Source organism: Sporosarcina sp. G11-34 (assembly GCF_026931025.1).
In genome coordinates this window covers 252378-277543 of sequence record NZ_JAHNZW010000002.1, presented here as the reverse complement: position 1 = coordinate 277543, position 25166 = coordinate 252378, and the positions used below count along the sequence as shown (strand labels likewise).

Genomic DNA, 25166 nt, shown 5'->3' with positions numbered 1-25166 from the left:
TTTTATACTTCTTTTTTGAATACGAAAAAGACCGTGTCCACTAAATGGACAACGGTCTTTTAATATCACTTATTTACTTATACGAATTGAGCAGCTTTTTCTATTTCCGGAGAAACGCGTACAATGTCTGCACCTAATGCTGCAAGTTTTCCGTGGAAATTCACATAGCCGCGGTCAAGATGCGATAGTTCCGTAACGCGTGTTACACCTTCTGCTACAAGTCCCGCAAGAATAAGTGCTGCTGCCGCACGAAGGTCCGTTGCAGCTACTTCAGCGCCTTGTAAGTTAGACGGTCCTGTCAAAATAACAGATCTACCTTCAATTTTAACAGTTGCGTTCATCCGACGAAATTCTTCTACGTGCATAAATCGGTTTTCAAATACCGTTTCCGTAAGAATGCCAGTCCCCGTCGCCGTTAACATAAGTGCCATCATTTGCGATTGCATATCTGTCGGGAACCCAGGGTGAGGCATCGTTTTTAAATCTACGGACTTCAAAGGATAAGTCGCCTGTATACGAACGCCCTCGTCCAATTCCGTAATAATAACTCCCATTTCCTCCATTTTGGAAATGAGTGCAGCATTATGCTCAGGAACAGCGTTTTCAATAATGACATCGCCACCTGTAATCGCTGCCGCTACCATAAATGTACCCGTTTCAACGCGGTCAGGAATAATATGATGCGTCGTTCCGTGCAATTTCAAAACACCTTCAATGCGGATTGTATCCGTTCCAGCACCAACAACTTTACCGCCCATTTCGTTAATGAAATTCGCAAGATCAACAATTTCAGGTTCTTTTGCAGCGTTTTCAATAATTGTTGTTCCCTTTGCTAAAGCTGCAGCTGTCATAATATTTTCAGTTGCACCAACGCTAGGGAAATCTAGATAGATTTTTGCGCCTCGTAAACCGTTCTCAGCTTTTGCTTCAACATGTCCGTGGCCAAATGTAATTTCCGCGCCCATCGCTTCAAATCCTTTTAGATGTTGATCGATTGGACGTGATCCGATTGCACATCCACCGGGAAGTGCAACGCGTGCAAAGCGGTTGCGTGCTAAAAGTGGCCCCATCACAAGAATCGATGCGCGCATTTTCCGAACATATTCAAAATGTGCTTCATCTGACAACTTTTCAGTTGAATCAATTATTACTTCGTTTTGTTCCGGGAAGTGATCCACTTTTGCATTCAAACTTTTCAACACTTCGTTAATTGTACCGACATCTGATAGATTTGGTACGTCCCGAATGACATTGACCCCTTCAGATGCAAGTAAAGCTGCCGCAAGTACAGGTAATACGGCATTTTTTGCACCTTCAACACGGACATTTCCTTTTAAAACACGTCCGCCAGTTATAATTATTTTATCCATTATTAGTCCCTCCGACTCTAAGTTGTTTCCAACCAAAAAATACATATATATCGACTTTAAAAATAATTCTCTTATAATAAAAACATCTATCATTCTACAGTGACTTGGAAAAAAGTTCAAGTAACTTACTCTTTATATTTATGTCATTTTAAGATAATCTATCCTATGTACTTTTTGGATCATTGGTGTCAAAAGCGCTTGTCCATACAGTTCGCTTTTTTCGTTTTCCCATTCAAATAAATTCAAACAGTATACATAGGAGTTTATTGGCAGTTAACATGCCGTCGCCCCAGGCACAGCACATTTTTTACATGTCGACAAAGACACTTTTTCGTCTGTACGCGCGGCGACAACAAGGTATCCGCTTTTTGTAAAGTCTATTACCTTTTCGGTACATTAAACTTTAGCCAAACATTGCCGGTAACCTTCCTGACCAATAGGATATCTCAAGAAAGAAATTTGATACGGAGCTGCCGATCATAATACTTAAAAAAATAAATAGCATTTGTGCTTGTACAACACGGTTTTTTCTAATAATCTTTTCAGGCATTAGAGCTTGCAATGCAATAAAAGCAAGTCCGATGAAAACAATGTGGGAAACAATAGCTAGTAATGGTTGGAAACCAAACATACTCTCCATGTAGATGTCCCCTTTCCTTATTATTAAAATACGGACAGAAGAAAGACTGCCTTCTGTCCGTAATCAAATTATTATTTACTTTCGTAAACGTTAATTCTATTTTTGGCACGTTTCAAATCGAGTTCTGCCTTTTTGTATTCCGTGTCATCTTTTTTAGCTTGTAAATCTGCTTCTGCAATTTTCGCTGCTGCTTTCGCACGTGCAAGGTCAATTGTTGAAGCTGTTTCCGCGCTTTGTGCAAGGACAGTAACAACATCCGGACGAACTTCGATAAAACCACCATGAACTGCTACAACTTCTGTTGTGTTTCCCTTATTCAGACGAATCGCACCAATTTGAAGTGGCGCCACCATAGCAATATGGCCGGGAAGGATTCCCATTTCGCCTGATTCAGTAGTTGCAATAATCATGTCTGCTTCAGTTTCAACAACTGGGCCGTCGGGAGTGACGATATTGACTTTTAATGTCTTCATTTTTTCCCCTCCTGGTCCCTTCTATTAAACCTCTACACCCATACTTTTCGCTTTTGCGACAACTTCTTCGATACGACCGACAAGGCGGAATGCATCTTCTGGAAGGTGATCGTATGTGCCTGCTAAAATGTCTTTGAATCCTTTAACTGTTTCAATTACTGGTACGTATGAACCTTTTTGACCAGTAAATTGCTCAGCTACGTGGAAGTTTTGTGATAGGAAGAATTGGATACGACGTGCGCGTCCAACAACTAACTTATCTTCATCGCTTAGCTCATCCATTCCAAGAATCGCAATGATATCTTGTAGTTCAGCGTAACGTTGAAGCGTTACTTGAACTTGACGTGCTACATCATAGTGCTCTTCGCCAACGATTTCCGGTGACAATGCACGTGAAGATGAAGCAAGTGGATCAACCGCAGGGTAAATACCCATTTCAGAAAGTTTACGCTCAAGGTTCGTCGTTGCGTCTAAGTGAGCAAACGTCGTTGCAGGAGCTGGATCCGTATAGTCATCCGCTGGTACGTAGATTGCTTGGATAGATGTTACAGAACCTTTATTTGTCGATGTAATACGCTCTTGTAAAAGACCCATTTCCGTTGCAAGTGTTGGTTGGTAACCAACTGCTGAAGGCATACGGCCAAGAAGTGCTGAAACTTCAGAACCAGCTTGTGTATAACGGTAAATGTTATCGATGAATAGAAGTACGTCCGCGCCTTGTTCGTCACGGAAATATTCTGCCATCGTAAGTCCTGTTAGAGCTACACGCATACGAGCACCAGGTGGTTCGTTCATTTGACCGAATACCATCGCCGTATTTTTAATAACACCAGAGTCCGTCATCTCGAAGAAAAGGTCATTTCCTTCACGCGTACGTTCTCCAACGCCTGCGAATACGGAAATACCACCGTGCTCTAAAGCGATGTTATTAATAAGTTCTTGGATAAGAACTGTTTTACCTACACCCGCACCACCGAAGAGACCGATTTTACCACCTTTAATATAAGGAGCTAGTAAGTCTACAACTTTAATGCCTGTTTCAAGAATTTCAACTGTTGTCGAAAGGTCCTCGAATTTAGGTGCTTCACGGTGAATTGGATCGCGACGTTCTGACTGTGGAATTTCTTCCCCAAGGTCAATGACGTCACCAAGTACGTTAAATACGCGACCAAGAGTTACATCTCCAACAGGTACAGAAATCGCAGCACCTTTGTTTGTTACTTCAGAACCGCGTTGTAATCCATCTGTTGAAGACATTGCAATCGTACGTACAGTGTCATCTCCAAGGTGAAGCGCAACTTCAAGAGTCAAAGTTTCGGGCTCTGTGTTTGGGCGTTCGATGACAACTGTCAATGCGTTATAAATTTCTGGCAATTGACCGTTGCTAAACTTAACGTCTACAACTGGACCCATTACTTGAAGGACGTGTCCTTTGTTCATTTTATTTCCTCCTGTCTTACTATATGTCATCCATAAAGTCGTAAGAAAGTAGCTTCGCGCTCACAGTGCTAAAAAGTCTTAGTGCCGACTTTTTTGAGCTGGAAAATTAAAATGCAATTTTCCTTACTCGAGAGCTGCTACCCCTCCGATAATTTCTGTAATTTCTTGTGTAATTGCAGCTTGACGTGCACGGTTAAATTGAAGCGTTAACGAATCAATTAAATCGCCTGCGTTGTCTGTTGCACTCTTCATCGCTGTCATTCTTGAAGCATGTTCACTTGCCTTACTATCGAGCAATGCACCGTAGATTAGGCTTTCCGCATATTGAGGAAGAAGTACTTCCAGAATTGCTTCACCGGAAGGCTCAAACTCATAGGAAGAAGTTGCCGCATCTTGTGCGATGTCCGTAAGTGGAAGTACCTTTTTCTCTGTTACTTCATGAGAGATGGCACTAATATAATGGCTATAATACATATACAGTTCGTCATATGTACTATCTGTGAACATACCAACAGCTTTTTGTGCGATTTCTTTTATTTCAGCAAATGATGGATGATCGGATAATCCGATTACCTTATCAATAATACTGAAGCCGCGTTTCTCGAAAAATTCAGCGCCAAATCGTCCGATTGGGAAGATGACGACATCATCTTTTGAATTGTGACGGGTTGTGATTGCATTGGAAACAGCACGTAACACGTTACTGTTGTATGCTCCAGCAAGTCCGCTGTCCGAAGTGATGACGATATAAGCTGTCTTTTTCACTGGACGACTAACGAGCATTGGATGCGCAACATCTGTACTTGCAGATATTGCATCAACAACCTCTTCGATTTTGTCCATATACGGAACAAATCGTTTCGCATTCACTTCCGCACGGTTTAGTTTAGATGCAGATACCATCTGCATTGCACGTGTAATTTGACTCGTTTTTTTCGTGGATTTTATGCGGTTTTCAATTTCGCGTAATGATCCCATTGGTATTTCACCACCTTATGTTTTTGATCAGCCGTTTTAATCCGTTTTGATTAAATACAGTTTTTTACTGATTCCGTAACGATGTCCTGATTACTCAGTCATTGCGAAAGTCTTCTTGAATTCGTTAATAGCAGAAGCCATATCTTCATCAGATGGAAGGTCTTTCGTTGTACGGATATGATCCAAAACATTCGTATGGTTTGTTTCAAGCCAGCTTGCAATTTCAGATTCGAAACGTAGGATGTCAACAACAGGAACGTTGTCAAGGTATCCGCGCGTAAGTGAATACAAAGCAACTACTTGAATTTCAACCGGAACCGGTTTGTTCAAATCTTGTTTTAGAATTTCAACTGTACGAGCTCCACGGTCAAGTTTCGCTTGTGTAATTGGATCTAGATCCGATCCAAACTGTGAGAATGCTTCAAGTTCACGGAATGCTGCAAGGTCTAGACGCAGTGTACCCGCAACTTTTTTCATTGCTTTTATTTGTGCTGAACCACCAACACGTGATACCGAAAGACCAGCGTTAATAGCCGGACGGACACCCGCGAAGAAAAGGTCAGATTGTAAGAAAATTTGTCCATCTGTAATCGAAATTACGTTTGTTGGAATATAAGCGGAAATATCTCCTGCTTGTGTTTCAACGAATGGAAGTGCAGTAATTGAACCGCCACCAAGTGTATCGTTCAACTTCGCTGCACGTTCAAGAAGACGTGAGTGAATGTAGAACACATCACCTGGATATGCTTCACGGCCTGGTGGACGTCGAAGAAGTAAAGACAGTTCACGGTAAGCTGCTGCTTGTTTAGATAAATCATCATAAACGATTAGCACGTGTTTCCCCTCGAACATAAACTCTTCTGCCATTGAAATACCTGCATATGGAGCTAGGTATAGAAGTGGAGCTGGTTCTGCAGCCGAAGCTGTTACAACGATTGTGTAGTCTAGCGCGCCGTTTTTACGAAGCGTTTCAACAACTCCACGAACTGTTGATTCTTTTTGTCCGATTGCTACATAGATACAAATCATATCTTGGTCAGCTTGGTTAAGAATCGTATCGATCGCAACAGTTGTTTTACCTGTTTGACGGTCACCGATAATTAACTCACGTTGTCCACGACCGATTGGTACAAGTGCGTCAATCGCTTTAATACCTGTTTGTAGTGGTTCGTGTACTGATTTACGTGCCATAACCCCTTGTGCCGGGCTTTCAATTGGACGTGTTTTTGTTGTTGCAATTGGACCAAGACCATCTACTGGCTGTCCCAATGGGTTTACAACACGACCAATTAGTTCTTTACCAACTGGTACTTCCATAATACGACCTGTACGACGTACTTCGTCGCCTTCTTTAATGTCTGTGTATGGGCCAAGGATAATGATACCTACGTTGTTCGCTTCCAAGTTTTGCGCCATACCAAGGACACCAGTTGAGAACTCTAATAGTTCTCCAGCCATGACATTGTCAAGGCCATGAGCACGTGCGATACCGTCACCAATCGTGATAACTGTACCAACGTCGCTAACTGTCATTTCAGATTGATAATTTTCAATCTGCTGTTTTATGAGAACGCTGATTTCTTCAGCTTTGATGCTCATGTATGTCACCCCTCAAATTCAGATTTACGATCCGATTAAATCACGTTGTAGACGATTAAGCTTCGAGCTTACGCTACTGTCGTAGATTCGGTTACCAATACGAAGGCGAATGCCTCCCAGTAACGTCGGATCAATGATATTTTCTATTCGTAATGCATTTTTACCTACTTTTTGTGCAAATGCAGTAGAGATTGCTTGGCTTTCGTCTGCTGATAGCTTACGTGTAGAATACACGGTTGCTGCAGCCGTTCCAGCAGCTTCATCTGCGGATGCAACGAACTCGTCAACAAGGTTTACGACTTCGTTTATACGCTTTCTGTCTAGTAGCAGTGATAGCATATTTACAACAAGAGGATTTGCACCTTTAAATAAGTTTGCTAGTAGTTCTTTCTTTTTTGTTGCGGTTAATTGTGGTGTATTGAGCAATTGTACGAGTTCCGATTCGTTTTGAAAGACCTTTTTTACTTCAAGAAGGTCTTTCTGAACCGGGCCTGTTTGCCCATTTTTTTGTGCTAACTCAAATAATGCAAGTGCATAGCGTTTTGCTACAACCGATTGGCTCATTGCCCTTCGCCTGCCTTCGCAATCGTTTCTTCAATCAATGCGCGGTTATCTTCTTCGGAAATTTCTTTTCCAAGTACTTTAGACGCTGCAAGGATAGATAGGGATACGAATTCTTCGCGAACTGCTGCAACAGCTTTGTCTTTTTCTGATGCGATTTCAAGTGTCGCTTCTTCTTTCATACGACCTACTTCAGCTTTAGCTGATGAAATGATATCTGCACGTTGTGTTTCACCTTGATTACGAGCATTTTCAACAATCGCCTGTGCATCATTACGTGCTTCTTTTAACAGATTACGCTGTTCTTCAAGAAGTTGTTTTGATTCTGTGCGACTTTTTTCAGCAGATTCGATTTCATTTGCAATCAATTCTGCGCGTTGGTCCATAATCCCCATTAGTGGGCCCCATGCAAACTTCTTAAGAAGTACCATGAGTATCGTGAAAAACCCGACTGTTACGATAATATCACCGAGGTTCAGCCTTTGATTCAAGTTTTGTAAAAATGATGGATCTGCATCTGCAGCCAATAGTACGAAGCTATCTAAAAACACGATTGTTTCACTCCCTTCAAGAGCTCATGTCTCTTCATATATGGAATTCGTTCTTATTTTAATAAAATTAAGTGTTCATGTTTATTGACATAAAGGAATGGCGAAGGACTTCAAACCGCATTCTTCGCCATTGGTAACGTACTTATTATTATCGGTTCATAACGATGAACGCGACAACAGCTGCGAAAATCGGAACAACCTCAACAAGTGCAACACCGATGAACATTGTTGTTTGTAGTACTCCACGTGCTTCTGGTTGACGTGCGATTCCTTCGACTGTTTTTGAAACAACTAGACCTGCACCTAAACCTGCTCCAAGTGCACCTAGACCGATTGCGATTGCTGCTGCTAATAAACCAACTGAACCTACCATAGTATTGTTTCCTCCTAAGTTTTCCTGTTTTTTTGTTTACCCGAAATTCGGGTATTATATGCTTACTAGTCCGTGCTAACTTTGTTAGACATATAGACCATTGTTAACATAACGAAAATGAATGACTGAATTCCGCCGACAAATATCGAGAAACCCATCCAAGCAAGTGCTGGTACAACTGCTCCTACTAGGCCAAAGACACTTGACGTTGCAAGTCCTGCCAGTAAACCGATAAGAATTTCACCTGCATAAATATTACCGTAAAGACGAAGACCGAGTGTCAACGTACTTGCAAATTCTCCAACGATATTAAGCGGTAATAGAAACGGAAGTGGTTTCAGGAAATCTTTCCCGTACCCGCCCGCACCTTTCATCTTAATGCCGTAGTAGTGTGTCAAAGCAATTACCATAACAGCAAGTGTCATCGTAATCATTGGATCGGCTGTAGGTGATTTCCACCATAGTGCTCCGTCCCAAGTGACAGCGAGTGGTAACCCTAACACGTTTGATACGAAAAGGAACATAATCAGTGTAATTCCAAGTATATGGAATCTACCACCGGTCTTCCAATCCATGTTACTTCTAATTATCCCTTTGACGAAATCCATGACCCATTCCATAAAGTTTTGCATTCCGCTCGGTTTCAAACTTAAATTCCGTGTCGAGATAAATGCAATCAGGAATACAATCACACATGTTATGAATAGCATCAAAACGTTCGATAGATTAAATGTGATTCCTAAAAATCCTGATGTCCACAACGGATTTTCATGGTCCATGTTTCGTTCACCTCCCTTGTGCATGTGGAATTAAGATGAGTCTTTCCTGTCGAAAAAACTCTAAAAATGTTTTACGTGGTAGATTATCCTATCCACTAAGAGGACAATATACGGCACTGCAAATCCAATAACCGTACTAATCAGGTCGAACTGTTCCGGCATCGCTGTGGCAAGTGCCGCCGCTGCAACTCCAGATGCAAACCGCAGCGCAGTTCCGAGTGTCGCTCCTTTTTTCCCCTCCGCAATCTTCCGATCAAACTTCTCCATTCTTCGCACGAGTATCCAGAAATTATACAACCCGAATAAAGAACCTAAAATAAGACCTGCAAATATAGGCTTCCATTCGGTAAATCCCCAGCCAAGAACAAACAAAGCGAGCAAAAAAAATACGATTCTTCTTTGCCTATGATGGATTTCTTGCAATGTTTGCATGTTAGGTTCTACTCCTGTTTCGTATTTCTAGATTGGATTAAGCTCTGAGACCATAATCAGAAGATGATAAGCATTGATGTGCGGTCTTGTTTGATTCCTACGGGGTGATCTCAGCCCATTGATGTACAAAGACTTCAATTGAGTTGAAACTTATATAGTCGCGAGCATATTGCCATATAAAATGCACTCGCTTGGGCCCTAATTTCCAATCGTCAACGAAAGGAAATACCTCTGCACAATTGGCGTTCGGTGAATGGATGATAGAATTAATTTTAATGTTGTGTTCTTGTTCCATTGCATATGTATGAAACACCTATCATTATTACCCTTTGTAAGCATACAATAGCCTAAATTTGATGTCAATTGATTCCCTATGAAATTCTTTGCAAACTTCGGTTTCTGTCAAATATCCGACAAACTTTCATTTTTATAATTCTATCGTCTGATTCAAAGATCACCTTAGAAAGTTCTTACATGGATAATAAAATCTCCCTAAAAATAGGATTTGTTGAAGCGGCTCCCTTTCCGCGGGCGTTGTCAGCTAGACTCTTTGTTTCAATTCATATAGAAAAAACAGCCCAATTATTCTGGGCTGTTTCGTTTTTATAGTGAAGATAAGTAACTTTTAAGTGCTTCGACAATTCGTTCGGATGCGTGTCCGTCACCATATGGATTGGATGCTTTAGCCATTTTTTCATATTCTGCTTCATCCGTAAGAAGAAGATCTGTCAAATTGAAAATCGTATCTTCATCTGTTCCGGCAAGTTTTAACGTACCTGCCTCGATGCCTTCTGGACGCTCTGTCGTATCTCGGAGAACAATGACTGGTTTGCCAAGTGAAGGCGCCTCTTCTTGAATACCACCGGAATCCGTAAGAATAATATGAGAGCGTGCCGCAAAGTTATGGAAATCGACGACTTCAAGCGGTTCGATTAATTGAACGCGGTCGTTCCCCCCTAAAATTTCGTCGGCTACTTCGCGTACAGCTGGATTCATGTGTACTGGATAAATAATTTGAATATCATCATGTTTTGCAAGCAATCGATTGATGGCACGGAACATATTGCGCATTGGTTCGCCGAGATTCTCTCTACGGTGTGCAGTAAGAAGAATTAGCTTATCCGTTCCCACTTTATCGAGTACGGGATGTGAATACTCTTCACGAACCGTCGTTTGAAGTGCGTCAATCGCTGTGTTTCCAGTAATATAAATCGTGTCTTTGTTCTTTCCCTCATTCAACAAGTTTTGTGCAGACTTTTCAGTTGGTGAAAAGTGAAGATCCGCAATAACTCCTGTTAACTGACGGTTCATTTCTTCAGGATATGGGGAGTACTTATCCCATGTCCGTAGTCCAGCTTCAACATGTCCCACTGATACTTTGTTATAAAATGCAGCAAGACTACCGATAAATGTCGTTGCTGTGTCGCCGTGAACGAGAACGATATCGGGTTGTGCTTCCTTCATAATTTTATCAAGTCCCTCAAGCCCAAGTGTCGCCACATCAATAAGCGTTTGACGGTCTTTCATTATATTCAAGTCGTAATTTGGAGTTATGCTAAATGTGGATAATACTTGGTCAAGCATTTCACGGTGTTGTGCTGTGACCGTTACTATTGATTCGATATCTTCTGTATGTTTTTGAAGTTCGAGTACAAGTGGGGCCATTTTAATAGCTTCCGGACGTGTACCAAAAATCGTCATTACTTTCCATTTGCGTTTCAAGTACTTCACGCCTTCCATGTTATTTTGTTCCGAAAAGTCGGTCGCCTGCGTCGCCAAGTCCAGGAACAATATATCCTTTTTCATCAAGCTTTTCGTCGATTGCTGCAATGTATACATCTACATCAGGATGTGCTTCAGTGAATGCTTCCACACCTTCTGGAGCCGCAATTAAACACATAAATTTAATGCTTTTCGCGCCGCGCTTTTTCAAAGAGTTTACTGCTTCAATTGCAGACCCACCCGTTGCAAGCATTGGATCTACGACAATGAAATCACGTTCAGGCACGTCAGATGGAAGTTTTATATAGTATTCAACGGGCAACAATGTCTTCGGATCACGATAAAGTCCAATATGACCAACCTTGGCTGCCGGGATTAAATTCAAGACCCCTTCAACCATACCAATACCTGCACGTAAAATAGGAACAATTCCTATTTTCTTACCTGCTAATACTTTTGAGCTCGTTTTTTGAACCGGTGTTTCTATCTCTTTGTCCATTAGAGGTAATCCACGTGTAATTTCATAAGCCATAAGCGTTGCAACTTCGTCAACAAGTTCGCGGAACTCCTTTGTCCCCGTGTGAATATCACGTATATAAGTAAGTTTGTGCTGAATAAGTGGGTGATCAAAAACATGTACTTTAGCCATTTAAATTCGCTCCTTTTAGGAATATCTTGTCTAGTATAGCAGAGATGGTTCCATTCTGGCACGCAAGACGTTACACCGACTTTTCAACACCGTTCAACACTTACTTAAAACCGTCAAAAAAGCCGCTTTCTAATTATAGAAAGCGGCTTTTTCAGTGTTCTCTTATGCGTAAAGTGGGAAGCGATCTGTTAGTGCAGTAACACGTTCTAGCGCTTCTTTTTTCGTTTGTTCGTCTTCTGGGTTTTTAAGAACTAATGCCATAACTGCCGCAATTTCTTTCATTTCTTCTTCTTTGAAACCGCGTGACGTAACTGCAGGTGTACCGATACGGATACCTGAAGTGACAAATGGACTTTCTGTGTCATATGGAATTGTGTTTTTATTTGCAGTAATACCGACTTCATCAAGTGCGTGTTCTGCAACTTTCCCAGTAATTCCAAGTGAACGAAGGTTTAGAAGCAATAAGTGATTGTCTGTTCCACCGGAGACGATATCGATTCCAGCCGCAACAAGTTCTTCACCAAGTACTTTTGCGTTTTTCTTCACTTGCTGAATATACGTTTTGAATTCAGGCTGTTGCGCTTCTTTAAATGCAACCGCTTTTGCAGCGATTACGTGCATTAATGGGCCACCTTGAACGCCCGGGAATACAGATGAGTTAAGCTTACGACCGAATTCCTCTTTAGCAAGAATGAATCCACCGCGTGGACCGCGTAATGTTTTATGTGTTGTTGAAGTAACGAAATGTGCATGTGGAACTGGGTTTGAGTGCTCTCCAGCCGCAACTAGACCTGCAATATGCGCCATATCAACAAACAAGTATGCGCCGACTTCGTCTGCAATTTCACGGAATTTAGCAAAGTCAATTTCACGTGAATATGCGCTTGCGCCTGCTACGATCATTTTCGGTTTATGTTCAAGTGCTTTTGCACGTACGTCTTCGTAGTCAAGTCGCTCGTTTTCTTTGTCAACGCCGTATTCAACGAAGTTGTATAGTTTTCCAGAGAAGTTTACTGGGCTACCGTGTGTTAAGTGACCACCGTGTGAAAGGTTCATACCAAGCACTGTATCGCCTGGCTCTAGCACTGTGAAGTATACTGCCATATTCGCTTGTGCACCTGAGTGTGGTTGAACGTTTGCATATTCTGCGCCGAAAATTTCTTTCAGGCGATCACGTGCAGCATCTTCAACGATATCCACATGTTCACAACCGCCGTAGTAGCGTCTGCCCGGGTATCCTTCTGCATATTTGTTCGTAAGTACTGTTCCTTGTGCTTCCATAACTGCTTCTGATACGAAGTTTTCTGAAGCGATTAGTTCAATGTTTGCTTGTTGACGTTTTTTCTCCGCCATAATTGCGTCGTATACTAATGTGTCTTGTTCTTTCACTTTTGCGATTTCCATTTGGCATTTCCCCTTTTATCTTTTTATTGGTTAACTGTGTAGATTGCTCTTTCCCCGCCAATCATTTTCGGGCGTGTTGTTGCGGTTGTGACAATTGCCTCGCCGATTTTCTTAATAGACGTTCGTATAGGAACAGCTACCGATTTTAAATGCATACCGATTAGCGTTTGCCCAATATCAATCCCCGCAACTGCCTGTAATTGTTCGACAACAACAGGGTCCTTCATCAGTGTATAAGCACATGCAGACATGGATCCGCCTGCATGAACTACTGGTATAACTGAGACAGGCTCAAGATTATATTTTTTTGAAGCTTGTCTTTCGATTGTTAACGCGCGGTTAATATGTTCGCACCCTTGGAAAGCGAGGAACAATTTATGCTTTTCAGCAAACTGGAGTAGTGGCTCATAAAATGCTTCTCCGATTTCAAACGCCCCCGCTGTTCCAATTTGCTGACCCGCTACTTCGGAAGTAGAGCACCCCACGACAAAAAAACCACCCGGCGTAAAAGTTAGCTGTTCTTCCATTTCAGAAAGCAATTGTTCAAGCTGAAGCTTCCATAATTTCAAAGCATCCACGATATCCCTCCCATAAAATTAGTTCTCAAGCTCCATTAATTTGTTCACGCGTCGCTCATGACGACCACCTTCAAAAGAAGTGTTTAACCATGTCTTGACGATTTCTCTTGCAAGGCCCGGTCCAATAACTCGTTCGCCCATTGCAAGTACGTTCGTGTTGTTATGTTCACGAGTTGCTTTCGCACTAAAAACGTCATGGACGAGTGCACAGCGAATTCCTTTTACTTTGTTCGCCGCGATGGACATACCGATGCCTGTCCCACAAATAAGAATGCCACGGTCGTATTTCCCCGATGCCACTCCATTTGCAACAGGTGTTGCATAATCAGAGTAATCAACGGACTCATCTGTCGAAGGTCCAAGATCGTCGTATTCGACGCCGAGTTCCGTTAACAGCTTAATGATTTCATGGCGAAGATTATTCCCACCATGATCTGAAGTAATTGCGATTTTCATCGTAACCCTCTTTTCTTAATTTACTCACAACTCATTCTATCATCTTTCAAACAAAAAAACACAGCCTTGCGCAATTTCCAAGGCTGAATAGTTATTTGTTGTTGGGATGATGAGTTTGTCAACCTTTTGCGGGGTTAGTCCCACTGCGAGGATTCTCCACTCTTTTGCTTGGAATGTCAGCCCTTTTACGATTAATCTCCACTTTAGTGGACGGAATGTCAGCTCTTTTTCTGGAATTAGTGTGAATCCGTATTTCAGCTTATTTATATAGCTTTTCTTTAATAGATTCAATCACCGAACTAAGTTCAGCAAATGTATAGCGGTATGTTTCGAGGTCCCCTCCATATGGATCATGCACGTCCTCAAAGGTATCTGGATTTACAAAACCTTTTAGCGTGAATGTCTTCCCTTCTGCCTTTGGGAATGAATAAAGAAGTGCTTGTTTGTGAGATGTCGTCATTGTTAAAATGACATCTGCCCATTCGATATCTTCCAATGAAAGAGCTCGTGAAAAGGGGGTATATGGCATCCCGGCTTCTTCTATTAATTTCTTTGCATGCGGAGCAATAGGCGTTCCATTTTGCGCGTGGATTCCCGCAGAACGAACGGCTATTTTATCATTTACTTTCGAGCGCAAAATCGCTTCTGCCATTGGGCTTCTACATGTATTTCCTGTACAAATAATATACACATTCAAGTGATCACCTACTTTTGATTATATTTAAGTTTAGCAAAAGGGGGGTTATTTCAGCATATATAGCTATTTCAACGCAAACAGGAAAGAATCCCCATCACAAGAAGAACTGTTCCAGCGATTCGTCGTAGCCATTTACCGTTTTTTACACCTAGTTGTGCTTTAAATCTAAGAGTTAAATACGATAATACAAGTGTAATGAACCCCGAAGCCAAAATGAAAATTGTTTTATTCATCTGAAGCATACCAAAAGAAACGCTGACTGAAAAGGTATCGACACTAACCGCAAGTGCGATAAACATAGGATTTACGCCGTGTCTTTGTTTTTCTTCGTCTTCTCCTTGTAACAACATATGTATACCTATTAAACTAAGTAAAACCCCCGATAGCAGCGTAGTCCAGCCCGAGAAATAATGCGTGGACCATTCGCCAGTAACAAATCCTAGAAAAGGGAATGCCATATTAAGAAAAGATGTCCAAAGTGCCAGCTTAAACTTCCCTTTTTTCACATGAAGGAATGCATATACAGCGACAACGTCAAGTGAAGTAATTCCCGCAAAAAATAATTCCGTCAACAAAAAAACCTCCCGACTCTCGCATCTTTCATCCTATGCGCAGTTCGGAAAGGTCATACGTCTTCTATTTAGTTACTATATCGTTTTCCTTCTGATGCTTTTGTTAAGCGGTTCATAACGGCGACGCCGTATCCATTTAAGTCTGTTTCGACCGCAAGAATTATATCTGCACTTGTAAAATCACATTTACGAATCGCACGATATAGGTTCGTCGCCATCGCTTCATTGTCATAGATTGGCCCAACTGCGAAATACCAATCTGCATTCGAAACGTTGAATTCATCCGGTCCAATTACAGCGACTTTCTTTCCTTCGTTTTGAAGCGTATCTACCGCGATTCGGATTTCCTCTTCATCTTGGCTAATAACAAATAACGGTGCTTCAGGCGCATAGTGTAAATACTTCATGCCTGGAGAACGCGGTGCCTCACTCGCCGTATCATTAGCAGCAGTTTCAACCGGTCCAATAACTGCTTCAATCATTTCTTGCGTAGCCCCACCCGGCCTTAAAATAACAGGCGGCACTATCGTCATATCAAGAACCGTCGACTCTACCCCAACACCCGTCTGTCCCCCGTCTAATATTAAAGGGATTAACCCGCTCAAATCTTCATAGACATGAGTTGCTTCCGTGGGGCTCGGTTTGCCGCTTCGATTTGCACTCGGTGCGGCGAGAGGTTGCCCAAGTTCACGAAGTAAACAAAGTGCAACTGGGTGATTCGGCATACGAATACCGACTGTTTCAACTCCAGGTGTGACATTCGGTGCAACAATACCCGGAATTTTATTGAAAACAAGTGTAAGAGGCCCTGGCCAAAATTCTTCCATTAACTTTTCTGCATCGGCTGTAATACCAACAGCATATTTTTTTACATCTTCTTTATTTCCGATATGTACGATTAAGGGATTGTCAGACGGTCTTCCTTTTGCTTCAAATATTTTTTGCACTGCTTGCTCATTTGTCGCAATCGCACCTAATCCATAAACCGTTTCTGTAGGAAAAGCGACAACGCCGCCACTCCTTAATATATCCACGGCTCGTTCATAACTTCCTTTTGTATCCACAGCGTTATCCACTGAAACTACTTTCGTTTCCAAGCTAACAAACCCTTTCTACACATATTCACGCTTCGTTATCCACAACGTTCGTTGATAACTTCAAGCAAATATATCTTTTATCCACTCCCACACGAAGAACGTAACTTTTTCCTCTTCCAACTCTTGTTCCGGTTCTTCTTCCACTGTTTCTTCGTCAGGAAAACAAATTTTCGGAAACAGTGCACACCACCAGTTATCCCCGCGCCCACTGCCGATTGTTAAAATATAAGCGTCATAAGCGGACTGCGGATGAATCACTAGACCGGATCTTTTCGGTGGAAATAATGCACCTTTACGTACAAGTGTTACTTTTTCACCGTTTGAATGGACACGTGCTATTTCAATAATCGTTCCTTCTAGGGCTTCCAAATTCGTTTCAAGTTCTTTGTACGATTTTGAAGTAGCAACTGCCCCTTCTATTAACGGCTCAATTTCTTGTTGGATTTCTTTTTTTATTTGCTGATCTACTGGCGCATTTGAATTCGCTAAAAGACGAAACCGAATCGCTTCTTCATCGACCGCTTCTACATTGAATAACGATAAGGCAGATTGAATAATAATCAACACTAGCAGTAGTTCAATATATAGGATTGTTTTTTCAAATTTAGTTTTAGTTCGTTTAATCTCGTAATCTTGTAACATGTCCATCCCCCCTACTACGAATCATTACCCTGTAGAAGGTTATTTATTCACTAATCTTACAAAATATTATTCTATCTTTACCGTTTATATCTTGTATCGTTTCGACAATCGCGGTAGGAAAGGCATCTGCGAATAACTTATGCACGGCTGAGCCTTGCATATGGCCAATTTCAACGCCAATAAGCGCGGGCTTCTTCATGAGTGGAGGAAGACTTTCCGCCAACTTACGGTAAAAGTAAAGGCCGTCTTCTTCCGCAAATAACGCGCTATGCGGTTCGTGCGATAAGACCGTATCGGACATTTCAATCGCTTCTTCGTGTGCAATATACGGAGGATTTGATAAGATGACATCCCACTTCTCTTCACTGAGCGGTACGGCCATGTCTCCTTCTAAAAATTCGATATCCACACCGAGTAATTCAGCATTACGCTTTGCTACACTAAGTGCTTCTGTACTAATATCTGTCGCAGTTACATCGGCTTCCGGACATTCTTTTTTAAACGTAATCGCAATGGCTCCACTTCCGGTCCCAATATCAGCAAATTTCAAGCTTTCGTTTGGAAACAATGCTTCACAACGTTCAATTGCCCCGTATATGAGCTCTTCTGTTTCTGGACGCGGAATTAGAACGTGTTCATTCACTTCAAATAATCGTCCGTAAAAACTTTCAACACCAGTCACATATTGCACAGGCCTTCCCGCAAGTACTTCTTCCACTTTGCTCCAAAACTTTGTTTGTTGTTCTTTTGTCAGCTCTTCCCGAATGTCCGCCAATAAAGAAGCGCTCGTTTTCTCCGTTATAAATTCCATTAAAATACGGGCCGCCCCTGTATCAAGTCCTTTTTCATTCAATAAAGAAGCTGCTTTATTTAGTGCAATATATATGGGTTCAGTCATTGGTATCCAAACTTTCGAGACGCACTGCTTGCTCTTCAATAATAAGTGCGTCGATAATTTCATCGAGTTTTCCTTCAATAATTTGGTCGAGTTTTTGAATGGATAAGCCAATCCGATGATCCGTCACACGGTTTTGTGGAAAGTGATACGTACGAATTCGTTCAGAACGGTCGCCCGTCCCAACTGCTGATTTTCGCTTTTCATCATATTCGGCTTGTGCTTCACGAGTGAATTTATCATAAATACGCGCACGTAATACTTTCATAGCTTTTTCTTTATTTTTGATTTGTGATTTTTCATCTTGACACGAAACCGTTATCCCTGTTGGAATATGGAAAAGCCTTACAGCCGACATCGTCGTGTTAACGGATTGCCCACCTGGACCTGAAGAGGCAAACGTATCCGTCCGAATATCTTTTTCATGAATTTCAATATCAACATCTTCTGTTTCCGGCAAGACCGCAACCGTAGCTGTCGACGTATGTGTTCTTCCGCTGGATTCTGTTTCTGGAACACGTTGTACACGGTGTGCACCATTTTCGTATTTTAATTTTGAATAGGCACCTTTTCCATTAATAAGACAAATAATTTCTTTGTACCCACCGAGTTCAGTTGGAGAGGAATCCAATACTTCAACTTTCCAATTATTCATCTCCGCAAAACGGCTGTACATGCGAAACAAACTGCCCGCGAAAAGTGCAGCTTCATCGCCGCCAACCGCACCACGAATCTCCATAATAACGTTGCGTTCATCATTCGGATCTTTCGGGATTAAAAGAAGAGTTAGTTGTGCTTCTAGCGCTTCAATTTTTCCATTCAGCTCCGATATTTCTAGTTTCACAAGTTCTTTCATGTCGTCATCGAGCGGTTCTTCATATAAACTTTTTGCACTTTCATGCTCCGCTAGTACATTTTTATATTCACGATACGCATCAACCGTATCTTGCAATCCGGATTGCTCTTTCGAATAATCACGCAGTTTTGTTATATCACTAACGACATCGGGATCGCTTAGCAATTCATTTAAATGATCATATCGATCTTCTACTACTTGAAGACGTTCAAACATAATGTACACCTCATTCCAAGACTTTAATCTATACTTATTGTACGGTAATTAGTTAACCAAATACAATTTTGACGATGAAAACTCAAAACCCGCCCGGCTACCCGGACGGGATTTCATTTTATATTTGCGTGTATTGCCGAGATTCCTTTAGGTACTTCGTGATGCGCGCGGCATCTTGCTTCGTACGCTTCGGATGCTCCGACGAGGATGACAGGATCATCTTCTCCGGCAGGTGTCCCATTGATAAGACGTTGCGTCCGGCTCGCTGGTGAACCACATACCGTGCAAACTGCTTGTAATTTTGTAATGTGTTCAGCAACCGCGAGCAGACGTGGCATCGGTCCGAATGGTTTCCCGCGAAAGTCTTGGTCTAATCCCGCAACGATGACACGAAATCCGCGGTCTGCAAGAGCCATGACCGTATCAACTATTCCTTCGTCAAAAAATTGTGCCTCGTCAATCGCGATGACGTCATATTCATCCGTAACAAATTCTTCTATATGCGAAGATTTCGTGACCGGGTTTGCAATAACTGTCGTTCCGTTATGGCTCACAACTGCTTCATCACTATATCGATTGTCAATTTCTGGTTTGAAGACAACAATTTTTTGCTTGGCAAACTGGGATCTTCGCACGCGCCGGATGAGTTCCTCTGATTTCCCTGAAAACATGCTGCCGCAAACGACCTCAATCCAACCACCTTGCATTGTTACGTACATAACAATTCCCCTTCCATTCGATTACTCTATTTGGACTTTCTAATTTTTATATCTGAATATATATCATACCCGAAACTACACCTAAAATAATGCCTATTTCCCGGTAAAAAGTGTGTAATATGTGACCAATAAAAAATACCCGCCCGGCGCTTTGTGCACCTGACGGGTATTGTAAAAATCTTATTCTTCGTCGCGGCCTTCTTCTTTGAGGCCATATTTCTTGTTGAAACGGTCGATACGGCCGTCTGCTTGAGCGAATTTCTGGCGCCCAGTGTAGAACGGGTGACATTCCGAACAAACTTCAATACGAATGTCTTCTCTAACAGAACCTGTTTCAAATGCGTTTCCACATGAACAAGTAACTTTTGCTACTTTGTAATTTGGGTGTATTCCTGCTTTCATCGGTCTTTCTCCTTTCGCCCTGAACCATCCGGAACAGAATTTTATTTAAGACTGATGCCTTACACGGCCCGTTACGTCAGCCGAATATGCAGCAAATCGAATTGTTGATACCTAAAATATTATAACAAATTAATTATAGAGACGCAACTTTTTTATTTGTTATTCGTGTGGCATACATATCCACCTCGCGTTCAGGATTGTCAGCCCTTTTTCCGGTTGTCCACTCTTTCGCACGGAATGTCAGCTCTTTTTCCAGATGTCCACCCTTTCGCACAGAATGTCAGCTCTTTTCCAAGGATTCTCCACTCTTTCACCCGGATTGTCAGCCCTTTTTCCAGATGTCCACCCTTTCGCACAGAATGTCAGCTCTTTTCCAAGGATTCTCCACTCTTTCACCCGGATTATCAGCGCTTTTTCCAGATGTCCACCCTTTCGCACGGAATGTCAGCTCTTTTCCAAGGATTCTCCACTCTTTTGCCCGGATTGTCAGCGCTTTTTCCAGATGTCCACCCTTTCGCACAGAATGTCAGCTCTTTTCCAAGGATTCTCCACTCTTTTGCCGGGATTGTCAGCTCTACCAAGAAAAAAAAACGGTTTCAACTCTCTACAGAGTCAAAACCGTTTTTTCTTATATAAGCCCTTTTCCGTTGCGTTGGGTTTTCATTTCATTATCGAGTTTTCCGAAAAACTCTTCGTTCGTTTTTGTTTGACCTAATTTCTTTAAGAAACGCTCCGCGAAGTCTGGTGCACCCGAAAATGTTTTCCGGATTGCCCACAACTTTTCAAGCTGATCTTTTGGAACAAGAAGTTCTTCTTTTCGCGTACCTGAACGACGAATATCGAGCGCTGGGAAAATTCGACGTTCGGCCAAGTTTCGATCCAAATGAAGCTCTAAGTTTCCAGTACCTTTAAATTCTTCATAAATGACTTCATCCATTCTTGAACCTGTATCGATTAGTGCAGTGGCGAGAATTGTAAGACTTCCGCCTTCTTCTAAGTTACGTGCCGCACCAAAGAAACGTTTAGGACGATGGAATGCTGCTGGGTCAATACCACCTGAAAGTGTTCGTCCACTTGGTGGAATCACAAGGTTATACGCACGCGCCAAACGAGTGATTGAGTCCATCAGGATAATTACATCGCGTTTATGTTCGACAAGTCTCATCGCACGCTCAAGTACAAGTTCAGCAACCTTGACATGGTTTTCCGGAAGTTCATCGAACGTTGAGCTAACGACGTCAGCCTTAACAGACCGTTCAATATCTGTTACTTCTTCGGGACGTTCATCGATAAGAAGAACGATAAGTTCCGCTTCGGGATGATTTGTTGTAATTGAATTTGCAATTTCTTTTAACAGTAGCGTTTTTCCCGCTTTTGGCGGTGCAACAATTAACCCACGTTGACCAAAACCAACGGGAGCTACAAGATCCATAATCCGCGTTGACAATTTTTCCGGGGACGTTTCGAGTTTGATATGACGGTCCGGATAAAGTGGTGTCAACGCTGGAAAATGCACTCGTTCCCTTGCTTCTTCGGGGTCTTCACCATTTACAGCTTCGACTTGTAGCAATCCATAATAACGTTCGGACTCTTTTGGTGGTCGGACCTTACCCGTTACTTTATCTCCATTGCGAAGATCAAAGCGGCGGATTTGTGAGGCGGATATATATATATCTTCCGAACTAGAAGAGTAATTGATAGGTCGTAGAAAACCGTAGCCTTCCGACTGTATAATTTCCAAAATACCTTCCATGAAAAAATAACCTTCTTGTTCGGCTCTTGTTTTTAGAATCGCAAAAATGAGTTCTCTTTTTGTCAATTTACTATAATATGAAATTTTATATTGTTTTGCAAGGGCATACAATTCTTTTAATGTCATATTTTCTAATGCAGACATCGTTAATGTTGTTGTCATTTTTTTGCACCACTCTTTTAGTTAATTGGTTTGGATAGTTGGGGTTGTTCATATATGGAGAACAATCTTTCTAATAAACGAAGATGCCCGGCACGTAGGCCAGGCAAATAAGAGGTCAATCTTCCATAATAAGATTCGGTTTTTTCTTCATACTGTGACGTCCTTCAACGAATCGTACAGTACCTGATTTGGAACGCATAACGACTGAGTGCGTTTCGCTGTATCCACCTTTAAATTGTACACCGCGAAGTAGTTCTCCGTCTGTTACACCTGTAGCAGCAAATATTGCGTCGTCGCCTTTTACAAGGTCATCCATATAAAGGACTTTGTTTACGTCAAGGCCCATTCGATTACAACGCGCTAGTTCTTCATCATTCGAAGGTACAAGTCGTCCTTGAATTTCACCGCCAAGACATTTCAGTGCAACCGCAGCGATAACACCTTCCGGAGCGCCACCAAGTCCGAATAATATGTCGACGCCAGTTTCATCGAATGCTGTGTTGATAGCAGCGGCAACATCGCCGTCATTTATAAGTTTGATGCGTGCACCTGCTGCGCGAATTTCTTCGATAATATTGGTATGACGTTCTCTGTTTAGAACCGTCGCAACAACATCACCGATATCTTTGTTTTTTGCTTTAGCAATTGCATGTAAATTATCTGTTACCGATGCGTCAATGTCCACTTTGCCGACACCTTCTGGACCAACGGCAATTTTGTCCATATACATATCGGGTGCATTGAGGAGATTTCCTTTGTCCGCGATGGCAAGAACCGAAAGTGCATTCCAACCGCCCGCTGCAACAATATTCGTACCTTCAAGTGGGTCAACGGCTACGTCAACTTCAGGACCTTCTCCAGTTCCGAGCTCTTCACCGATATAAAGCATCGGTGCTTCGTCCATCTCGCCTTCTCCGATAACAACTACACCTTGCATTGGAATCGTATCAAATACCATTCTCATCGCTTCAGTTGCTGCATCGTCTGCTTCATTTTTCAATCCGCGCCCCATCCAACGTGAAGATGATACTGCCGCCGCTTCCGTAACACGTACTAATTCCATAGATAAACTGCGTTCCATTTTTGTTCCCCCTGTTTTACGGTAATATCCGTAAGTTTCGCCACTGTAACTATTATATCATATCGATTATTTCTTTTTCACCGTTATTCTGGAACAACTACTTTTTCGGCGGCTTCTACTTTTTGAATCTCTGCTCCAAGCCCCCGAAGTTTGTCTATCAATGAGCTATATCCACGCTCAATATGATGAATTTCTTGAACTTCAGTTTCACCGTCAGCGATAAGACCCGCTAGTACAAGCGCAGCCCCGGCACGAAGATCCGATGCTCGAACAGTCGCTGCTTGAAGAGGTGTTGGTCCGGCCATAATAGCTGAACGTCCTTCAACGCGACCATTTGCGTTCATCCGCTTCACTTCATCAATTTGCTTGAATCTTGCCGAGTACACAGTATCTGTAATAATTGACGAGCCATGTGCCTGTGTTAAAAGAACAGAAAATGGTTGTTGAAGATCCGTTGGAAAACCTGGATAGACAAGCGTCTTCACGTCGACTGCCTGTAAATTAGTTGTCTTCGGAATAAATATCCGTTCGTCCTCTTCAACGACATTGACACCCATTTCACGAAGCTTTGCTGTTAACGCTTCAACATGGAATGGAATGACATTATCTATCGTAACGCCATCACCAATAGCTGCAGCCATAATCATGAACGTTCCCGCTTCGATTCGGTCAGGAATGATTGTATGTTTCGTACCGTGTAATTTTTCTACACCTTCGATTCGAATAATATTCGTTCCAGCACCTTTAATGTTTGCGCCCATATTGGATAATAATGTTGCCACATCAATGATCTCAGGTTCTTTCGCCGCATTTTCGATTGTTGTACGTCCTTTAGCTAAAACAGCAGCAAGCATAATGTTAATCGTTGCGCCTACGCTACTAACATCCAAATAAATCTTCGCGCCACGTAATTCTTCTGCGCGTAAATAGATTGCACCGTGTTCGTTTGTTACTTTTGCACCAAGTGCTTCAAATCCTTTAATATGTTGGTCGATTGGTCGTGGTCCAAGATGGCAACCACCAGGTAATCCAATGACCGCATGTTTAAACCGACCAAGCATTGCACCCATCAAATAATAGGAAGCGCGCAACTTCTTCACGTTACCGTTTGGAAGAGGCATCGAAATCATTTCAGTAGGATCGATTGTCATCGTTCCACCATCGACGTTTACTTTTCCACCTATATCTTCAAGAAGCGCTTGTAGTGTTAACACATCTGATATTTCTGGAAGTCCTTCGATTGTAACTATTGAATCTGCCAAAATCGATGCAGGGATAAGGGCTACTGCGCTATTTTTCGCCCCACTTACTTTAATCGTACCTTCTAGGCGTTTGCCGCCAGTTATTTTATAAACGTCCATTTTGCTCTCCTTCGGTACGTCACTTGTTCTTTCTTGCTTCCCAATCTGCAAGGAACCCTTCGATTCCTTTATCCGTTAACGGATGGTTAAATAATTGTTTCAGTATATTGAACGGGACAGTTGAAATATGAGCGCCTTGAAGTGCAGCTTCAGTAATATGTTGTGGGCTACGGATCGATGCAGCAATAATTTCCGACTTAATATCATGAATTGTAAAGATATCTGCGATTGTTCCAATCAACGACATACCGTCTTGACCAATGTCATCAAGTCTGCCTAGGAAAGGTGACACATATGTTGCTCCTGCACGTGCTGCAAGCAATGCCTGGTTTGCACTAAAAATAAGCGTCACGTTCGTTTTAATGCCTTCGTCACGGAACACTGAACATGCTTTCAAACCTTCAGGCGTCATCGGCAATTTCACTGTAATATTCGGTGCAATTTTCGCAAGTTCGCGTCCTTCTTTTAGCATACCCTCTGCATCCAATGCTATGACTTCTGCACTGACAGATCCGCCAACAAGTTCAGATATTTCTCGTACTCTTTCATGAAACGGTACATCTTCTTTTGCAACAAGAGAAGGATTTGTCGTAACGCCTGACAAAATACCCCAGCTATGCGCTTCTTTTATTTCTTCAAAGTTTGCTGTATCTATAAAAAATTTCATGAATAAATCCCCCTCTTATGGTTAAAAAAATACAATATCCT

Annotated in this window: 31 protein-coding genes; all 31 read right to left on the bottom strand. The window is 42.1% G+C overall.

Annotated features, from left to right (window positions below):
• Nucleotides 1–77 precede the first annotated feature (77 nt).
• The gene (gene murA / locus KSU66_RS03445) at nucleotides 78–1370 is read right to left on the bottom strand and encodes a UDP-N-acetylglucosamine 1-carboxyvinyltransferase (protein WP_269050016.1); all 1293 of its coding nucleotides are present in this window, start codon (nucleotides 1368–1370) and stop codon (nucleotides 78–80) included.
• Nucleotides 1371–1773: 403 nt separating this feature from the next.
• A complete protein-coding gene (locus KSU66_RS03440; protein ID WP_269050015.1) occupies nucleotides 1774–2010 on the bottom strand; it encodes a DUF1146 family protein in 237 nt (78 codons plus the stop codon).
• Nucleotides 2011–2081: 71 nt separating this feature from the next.
• The gene (locus KSU66_RS03435) at nucleotides 2082–2483 is read right to left on the bottom strand and encodes a F0F1 ATP synthase subunit epsilon (protein WP_269050014.1); all 402 of its coding nucleotides are present in this window, start codon (nucleotides 2481–2483) and stop codon (nucleotides 2082–2084) included.
• Between the two features lie 24 nt (nucleotides 2484–2507).
• The gene (atpD, locus tag KSU66_RS03430) at nucleotides 2508–3923 is read right to left on the bottom strand and encodes a F0F1 ATP synthase subunit beta (protein ID WP_269050013.1); all 1416 of its coding nucleotides are present in this window, start codon (nucleotides 3921–3923) and stop codon (nucleotides 2508–2510) included.
• Between the two features lie 123 nt (nucleotides 3924–4046).
• Nucleotides 4047–4901 (bottom strand): ATP synthase F1 subunit gamma, encoded by an 855-nt coding sequence (atpG, locus tag KSU66_RS03425; RefSeq protein WP_269050012.1) that lies wholly within the window; start codon nucleotides 4899–4901, stop codon nucleotides 4047–4049.
• Nucleotides 4902–4991: 90 nt separating this feature from the next.
• The gene (gene atpA, locus KSU66_RS03420) at nucleotides 4992–6500 is read right to left on the bottom strand and encodes a F0F1 ATP synthase subunit alpha (RefSeq protein ID WP_269050011.1); all 1509 of its coding nucleotides are present in this window, start codon (nucleotides 6498–6500) and stop codon (nucleotides 4992–4994) included.
• A 24-nt stretch (nucleotides 6501–6524) separates the two neighbouring features.
• A complete protein-coding gene (locus KSU66_RS03415; RefSeq protein ID WP_269050010.1) occupies nucleotides 6525–7064 on the bottom strand; it encodes a F0F1 ATP synthase subunit delta in 540 nt (179 codons plus the stop codon).
• Nucleotides 7061–7612: a F0F1 ATP synthase subunit B gene (atpF, locus tag KSU66_RS03410; RefSeq protein ID WP_443028930.1), complete on the bottom strand. Its 552-nt coding sequence runs from the start codon at nucleotides 7610–7612 to the stop codon at nucleotides 7061–7063. Before atpF ends, KSU66_RS03415 begins: the two co-directional genes overlap by 4 nt.
• Nucleotides 7613–7760: 148 nt before the next feature.
• Complete coding sequence (atpE, locus tag KSU66_RS03405; RefSeq protein ID WP_269050009.1) at nucleotides 7761–7985, bottom strand: F0F1 ATP synthase subunit C; 225 nt, start codon at nucleotides 7983–7985, stop codon at nucleotides 7761–7763.
• A 65-nt stretch (nucleotides 7986–8050) separates the two neighbouring features.
• Nucleotides 8051–8764: a F0F1 ATP synthase subunit A gene (gene atpB, locus KSU66_RS03400; protein WP_269050008.1), complete on the bottom strand. Its 714-nt coding sequence runs from the start codon at nucleotides 8762–8764 to the stop codon at nucleotides 8051–8053.
• Nucleotides 8765–8824: 60 nt separating this feature from the next.
• Nucleotides 8825–9196 carry an ATP synthase subunit I gene (locus tag KSU66_RS03395; RefSeq protein ID WP_269050007.1) on the bottom strand — a complete coding sequence of 124 codons (372 nt, stop codon included), beginning with the start codon at nucleotides 9194–9196 and terminating at the stop codon, nucleotides 8825–8827.
• Nucleotides 9197–9799: 603 nt separating this feature from the next.
• Nucleotides 9800–10918 (bottom strand): non-hydrolyzing UDP-N-acetylglucosamine 2-epimerase, encoded by a 1119-nt coding sequence (gene wecB, locus KSU66_RS03390; protein ID WP_329958772.1) that lies wholly within the window; start codon nucleotides 10916–10918, stop codon nucleotides 9800–9802.
• Nucleotides 10919–10937: 19 nt separating this feature from the next.
• Nucleotides 10938–11567 carry a uracil phosphoribosyltransferase gene (gene upp / locus KSU66_RS03385; RefSeq protein ID WP_269050006.1) on the bottom strand — a complete coding sequence of 210 codons (630 nt, stop codon included), beginning with the start codon at nucleotides 11565–11567 and terminating at the stop codon, nucleotides 10938–10940.
• 162 nt (nucleotides 11568–11729) lie between these two features.
• Complete coding sequence (glyA, locus tag KSU66_RS03380) at nucleotides 11730–12971, bottom strand: serine hydroxymethyltransferase (protein WP_269050005.1); 1242 nt, start codon at nucleotides 12969–12971, stop codon at nucleotides 11730–11732.
• Nucleotides 12972–12994: 23 nt separating this feature from the next.
• A complete protein-coding gene (locus KSU66_RS03375) occupies nucleotides 12995–13549 on the bottom strand; it encodes a TIGR01440 family protein (RefSeq protein WP_269050004.1) in 555 nt (184 codons plus the stop codon).
• A gap of 18 nt (nucleotides 13550–13567) precedes the next feature.
• The gene (rpiB, locus tag KSU66_RS03370) at nucleotides 13568–14005 is read right to left on the bottom strand and encodes a ribose 5-phosphate isomerase B (RefSeq protein WP_269050003.1); all 438 of its coding nucleotides are present in this window, start codon (nucleotides 14003–14005) and stop codon (nucleotides 13568–13570) included.
• A gap of 39 nt (nucleotides 14006–14044) precedes the next feature.
• Nucleotides 14045–14296 (bottom strand): hypothetical protein, encoded by a 252-nt coding sequence (locus KSU66_RS03365; RefSeq protein WP_269050002.1) that lies wholly within the window; start codon nucleotides 14294–14296, stop codon nucleotides 14045–14047.
• Nucleotides 14265–14696: a low molecular weight protein arginine phosphatase gene (locus tag KSU66_RS03360; RefSeq protein WP_329958771.1), complete on the bottom strand. Its 432-nt coding sequence runs from the start codon at nucleotides 14694–14696 to the stop codon at nucleotides 14265–14267. Before KSU66_RS03360 ends, KSU66_RS03365 begins: the two co-directional genes overlap by 32 nt.
• Nucleotides 14697–14770: 74 nt before the next feature.
• Entirely contained in the window at nucleotides 14771–15274 is a 504-nt protein-coding gene (locus KSU66_RS03355) for a manganese efflux pump MntP (protein ID WP_269050000.1), read from the bottom strand.
• A gap of 68 nt (nucleotides 15275–15342) precedes the next feature.
• Entirely contained in the window at nucleotides 15343–16371 is a 1029-nt protein-coding gene (locus KSU66_RS03350; RefSeq protein ID WP_269049999.1) for an L-threonylcarbamoyladenylate synthase, read from the bottom strand.
• 60 nt (nucleotides 16372–16431) lie between these two features.
• Nucleotides 16432–17013 (bottom strand): stage II sporulation protein R, encoded by a 582-nt coding sequence (locus tag KSU66_RS03345; RefSeq protein ID WP_269049998.1) that lies wholly within the window; start codon nucleotides 17011–17013, stop codon nucleotides 16432–16434.
• 43 nt (nucleotides 17014–17056) lie between these two features.
• Complete coding sequence (prmC, locus tag KSU66_RS03340) at nucleotides 17057–17911, bottom strand: peptide chain release factor N(5)-glutamine methyltransferase (protein ID WP_269049997.1); 855 nt, start codon at nucleotides 17909–17911, stop codon at nucleotides 17057–17059.
• Entirely contained in the window at nucleotides 17904–18980 is a 1077-nt protein-coding gene (prfA, locus tag KSU66_RS03335; RefSeq protein WP_269049996.1) for a peptide chain release factor 1, read from the bottom strand. The genes prmC and prfA overlap by 8 nt, the downstream gene beginning before the upstream one ends.
• A 113-nt stretch (nucleotides 18981–19093) precedes the next feature.
• Nucleotides 19094–19699: a thymidine kinase gene (locus tag KSU66_RS03330; protein WP_269049995.1), complete on the bottom strand. Its 606-nt coding sequence runs from the start codon at nucleotides 19697–19699 to the stop codon at nucleotides 19094–19096.
• Nucleotides 19700–19879: 180 nt separating this feature from the next.
• Nucleotides 19880–20101 carry a 50S ribosomal protein L31 gene (gene rpmE / locus KSU66_RS03325; RefSeq protein WP_269049994.1) on the bottom strand — a complete coding sequence of 74 codons (222 nt, stop codon included), beginning with the start codon at nucleotides 20099–20101 and terminating at the stop codon, nucleotides 19880–19882.
• 133 nt (nucleotides 20102–20234) lie between these two features.
• Complete coding sequence (locus KSU66_RS03320; RefSeq protein WP_269049993.1) at nucleotides 20235–20375, bottom strand: hypothetical protein; 141 nt, start codon at nucleotides 20373–20375, stop codon at nucleotides 20235–20237.
• Nucleotides 20376–20423: 48 nt separating this feature from the next.
• Entirely contained in the window at nucleotides 20424–20621 is a 198-nt protein-coding gene (locus KSU66_RS03315; protein ID WP_269049992.1) for a hypothetical protein, read from the bottom strand.
• A gap of 108 nt (nucleotides 20622–20729) precedes the next feature.
• Nucleotides 20730–22016, bottom strand: coding sequence for a transcription termination factor Rho (gene rho, locus KSU66_RS03310; RefSeq protein WP_269049991.1), 1287 nt, complete (start codon nucleotides 22014–22016; stop codon nucleotides 20730–20732).
• A gap of 115 nt (nucleotides 22017–22131) precedes the next feature.
• Complete coding sequence (gene glpX, locus KSU66_RS03305; RefSeq protein WP_269049990.1) at nucleotides 22132–23097, bottom strand: class II fructose-bisphosphatase; 966 nt, start codon at nucleotides 23095–23097, stop codon at nucleotides 22132–22134.
• An 83-nt stretch (nucleotides 23098–23180) separates the two neighbouring features.
• Nucleotides 23181–24458, bottom strand: a complete 1278-nt coding sequence (locus KSU66_RS03300; protein WP_269049989.1) for a UDP-N-acetylglucosamine 1-carboxyvinyltransferase — start codon at nucleotides 24456–24458, stop codon at nucleotides 23181–23183.
• Nucleotides 24459–24477: 19 nt separating this feature from the next.
• Nucleotides 24478–25125 carry a fructose-6-phosphate aldolase gene (gene fsa / locus KSU66_RS03295; RefSeq protein WP_269049988.1) on the bottom strand — a complete coding sequence of 216 codons (648 nt, stop codon included), beginning with the start codon at nucleotides 25123–25125 and terminating at the stop codon, nucleotides 24478–24480.
• Between the last annotated feature and the right edge of the window lie 41 nt (nucleotides 25126–25166).